This is a genomic window from bacterium (assembly GCA_027622355.1).
In the GTDB taxonomy this organism is placed as follows: Bacteria; UBA8248; UBA8248; order UBA8248; family UBA8248; genus JAQBZT01.
In genome coordinates this window covers 1-4,032 of the sequence record JAQBZT010000266.1, presented here as the reverse complement: position 1 = coordinate 4,032, position 4,032 = coordinate 1, and the positions used below count along the sequence as shown (strand labels likewise).

Here is a 4,032-nt window from a genome sequence, read left to right as displayed (position 1 = left end):
ACGGGAGGTCATGTACCGTTTGGAGGGGGGCTGCAAGGTGCCCTTGGCCGCCTTTGCGGAGATGAGAAAAGGTACGCTCCTTGTGCGCGCCCTGGTGGCAAGCCTGGACGGGGACCGGATTGTCGAGGGCGCGGAGGAGGGCCCGCCCGAAGATGCGGTGCGGCTGGGCGGCATTTTGGCGGATCGGCTTCTGGAAAGCGGGGCGGCCGAGATACTGGAGGAAATCCAGCGTGTATGAGACCGGCGTTGTCTATCTGGTGGGGACCGGGCCCAGCGATCCGGGCCTGATCACTGCCCGGGGATTGGCGCTGCTTGAGCACGCGGACGTGGTGGTCTATGAACCCTCCATTCCCGCCGCCCTCCTGGAGCGTTGTTCGAAGAACGCCGTTCTCATTCCGGCCGACGGCCGCACCGATGACAGCGATTCCCCCCGGCATGTTCACGAAATCCTGATCCAGTTGGCCGAGGACGGAAAGAAGGTAGTGCGCCTGCATCAGGAAGATCCATTTCTCTTCGGAAAAGGGGTCGAGGAAGCCAAGGCGCTTACGCGCGCGGGAATTCCCTTCGAGGTAATCCCGGGTGTGTCGGTCGGGCTCGCGGCACCGGCCTATGCCGGCATTCCCCTCTGTATCCCGGGAGAGTCAACCTGCTTTACGGTGCTGGAGGTGTCGGGTGCCGACCCCCCGCACGACTATTCGGCGCTGGCGCGGAACGAGGGAACACTCGTGATTCTCACCAGCGCGGATCGGATCGGCGAAATCGCCCGGAATCTTCTCGATGCGGGGCTGCCGGGTGAAACCTGGTCGGTGGCCATCGAGCGGGGCGGGCTGGCCGATCAGCGGGTTTCGGAGGATCGCCTCGATGGTGCGGCCCGGACGGCGGTGGACCGGAAGCTTCAGGGGTCCATCGTTCTCGTGGTGGGCGAGGCGGGCCGGCATCGCTGGGAGATGAACTGGTTCGAGGGCAGGCCTTTGCACGGGCGGCGCATCCTCGTCACGCGCCCTCGCGAGCAGGCGGAGGATTTCGTGGCGCACCTTGAGGAGGTCGGCGCCGAGGTGCGGGTTGTGCCGGCCATCCGCCTCGCGGCGCCCGCGGAGTGGGGACCGCTGGATCGGGCGATAGGAAACCTCGGCGCATACGATTGGGTCATCTTCACCAGCGCGAACGGCGTGCGCTTTTTCGCGGAGCGCCTCGCGGCGCTCGGGGCGGACAGCCGGGTTTTCTCCCGGGAGAGCCGGATCGTAGCTATCGGGCCGGGAACGGCGAAGGCGCTCGAGAGTGCGCTGCGCCTTCGGGCGGATGTCGTTCCGAAAAAATTTGTGGCCGAGGGTATCCTCGAAGCGCTTCCGAAAGAGGAGATGGCCGGCCGGAGGGTATTGATCCCGCGGGCGGCCGAGGCGCGCGAGATACTCCCCGACACGCTGCGTGCCTGGGGAGCGGAAGTGGATGTGGTCTCCGCCTATCAGACCCTTCCCGGCGGCGGAGAGGAGGTGGTCCGGCTTCGCGCCGAATTGAAAGAGGGCCGGATCGACATGGTGACGTTTACGAGCTCCTCCACCGTCCGGCATTTTGTCGACATGGTGGGTGAAAACAAGATCGCCGATCTCATGAGCGGCGTGGCGGTGGCCTCCATCGGGCCGGTCACGAGCCAGACGGCGAGGGAGCTGGGCCTCGATCCCGAGGTGGAAGCCCGCGAATCAACGGTGCGGGGTCTGACGCGCGAGATAGCGGATTATTTCCGTTTTCATCCGGCCCTCGACTGGGATGACCCCTGGTCCCGGTAGGGAGCAACGGAGGAGGTATCGAGGCGATGAGCAATTTCAGTTCACTGCTGGGCACTCTTCGTGAAGATGTGGTGCACCGGACCCGCCGCACCCGGGAGACGGAAACTCTTCGCCGGATGGTGCGGGAGACCCGCCTTTCGGTGGATCGGCTGATCTATCCGATGTTCGTCGTCGAGGGGGAGGGCGTGAAGCAGGAGATTTCCTCCATGCCGGGACAATACCAGCTCTCGGTGGACAAGCTGGTCGAGGATTGCCGCGAGGTGGCGGACCTCGGAATTCCCGGCGTTATTCTCTTCGGCATTCCCGATCACAAGGATGACCATGCCTCGGAAGCGTATGCGGAAAATGGCGTCGTTCAGCGGGCGGTCCGCGCCCTGAAGCGGGTCTATCCGGACCTTTGCGTGATGACCGACGTCTGCTTGTGCGAGTACATGGCCCACGGACACTGCGGCATCGTGGAAGACGGGCGAATTCTCAACGATCCGACCCTCGAGCTTCTGGAACGGACCGCCGTGAGCCACGCCCAGGCCGGCGCGGACGTCATCGCCCCCTCCGACATGATGGACGGGCGCGTGGGCGGCATTCGAAAGGCCCTGGATGGCGCCGGATTTTCGCATCTCCCGATCATGGCCTATTCGGCGAAGTACGCCAGCTGCTTCTACGGCCCCTTCCGCGTGGCGGCCGAGAGCGCCCCTTCCTTCGGGGATCGCAATAGCTATCAGATGGATCCGGCCAATTCGCGCGAAGCCATGCGGGAGATTGATTTCGACCTGGACGAAGGGGCGGACATCATCATGGTGAAGCCGGCCCTTCCCTATCTGGACATCATCGCGCGGGCCCGCGAGCGGGTGGACTGCCCCATTGCCGCCTACAACGTGTCGGGGGAGTTTGCGATGATCACGGCAGCGTCCCGAAACGGCTGGATAGACGGGGAGCGCGCTTTCCTCGAGACCCTGACCTCGATCTGCCGGGCGGGAGCGGATATGGTGCTGACTTATTTTGCCAAAGACGCCGCCCGCCGGCTGGCCGGAGACACAAAAACACCGCTCTCTTGGATGTAATGGAGCGCGCCCTTGCGCAGCTGCTTCCGCGGGGCTAGCCTTATGGATACACGGATTTTGTCATAATGGGTTTTTCCCGTTTCCGACACAAAAGGAGCCGTTTCAATGTCGAATGAAATCGTTTTTCTTGACGGCGCGCGCACCCCGTTTGGCACGTTTTGCGGAACGTTGCGCGAATTGACGGCGACCGAACTCGGCGCTATGGCCGCGACCGAGGCGATGAAGCGCTCGAATGTGACCCCCGATATGATCGATCACACCATTGTCGGAAACGTCATCCAGTCGTCCGCCGACAGTCCGCTGATCGGCCGCCACGTCGGTCTTGCGGCCGGCGTTCCGATGGAAAAACCGGGATATTGCGTCAACCGGATGTGCGCCTCCGGCTTTCAGGCGATTGTCAGCGGCGCCAAGGAGATCATGACGGGAGACGCCGATTTCGTTCTCGCCGTTGGTGCCGAAAACATGAGCCTGACCCCCCACGTCATCCGAAAGGCGCGCTGGGGGATCCCGCTCTTCGAGGCGCCGATGGAAGACAACCTCAAGAACGCGCTGATGGACACGCGCGCCCAGGTCACCATGGGCGTGACGGCGGAAAATCTGGCGGAAAAATACGATCTGCACCGCGAGATGATCGATGAATTCGCCGCCCTGAGCCAGAGCCGGGCGAAGGCAGCCTGGGACAGCGGCCGCCTGGCAGAGGAGTGCTTTCCGGTCGAGGTGAAGCAGCGCAAGAAGACGATCTCCTTTGATCGGGACGAGCACATCCGCGAGGACGCCACGGCCGAGAACCTGGCGCGGCTGAAGCCGGTCTTCAAGGAAAATGGCGTGGTCACCGCCGGGAATGCCAGTGGCATCAACGACGGAGCCGCGGCGATGGTTCTCGCATCGAGGGAGGCGGCGGACAAGCACGGCCTCAAGCCCATCGGGCGCCTGGTCTCCTGGGCAGCCGTGGGCTGCGAGCCCAAGATCATGGGCATCGGCCCCGCCGAGAGCAGCCGCCTGGCGCTCAAGAAGGCGGGCCTGCGGCTCGACGACATGGACCTGATCGAGATCAACGAAGCGTTCTCCTCCCAATATCTCGCCGTGGAAAAAGAGCTGGGTCTCGACCGGGAGAAAACGAACGTCAACGGCGGCGCGATCGCCATCGGCCATCCGGTGGGGGCGAGCGGCGCGCGCCTGACGCTGAC

At 64.0% G+C, this 4,032-nt stretch carries 4 protein-coding genes; all 4 read left to right on the top strand.

Annotation, left to right across the window (positions count from 1 at the left end):
• A partial coding sequence (gene hemC / locus O2807_13050; protein ID MDA1001427.1) for a hydroxymethylbilane synthase occupies positions 1-238 on the top strand: 238 nt, incomplete at its 5' end.
• Entirely contained in the window at positions 231-1,784 is a 1,554-nt protein-coding gene (locus O2807_13045; GenBank protein ID MDA1001426.1) for a uroporphyrinogen-III synthase, read from the top strand. The genes hemC and O2807_13045, both read left to right, overlap by 8 nt.
• Positions 1,785-1,810: 26 nt before the next feature.
• Positions 1,811-2,845, top strand: a complete 1,035-nt coding sequence (hemB, locus tag O2807_13040; protein ID MDA1001425.1) for a porphobilinogen synthase — start codon at positions 1,811-1,813, stop codon at positions 2,843-2,845.
• 105 nt (positions 2,846-2,950) lie between these two features.
• Positions 2,951-4,032 (top strand): acetyl-CoA C-acyltransferase (locus O2807_13035; protein MDA1001424.1); only part of this gene is annotated, 1,082 nt, incomplete at its 3' end.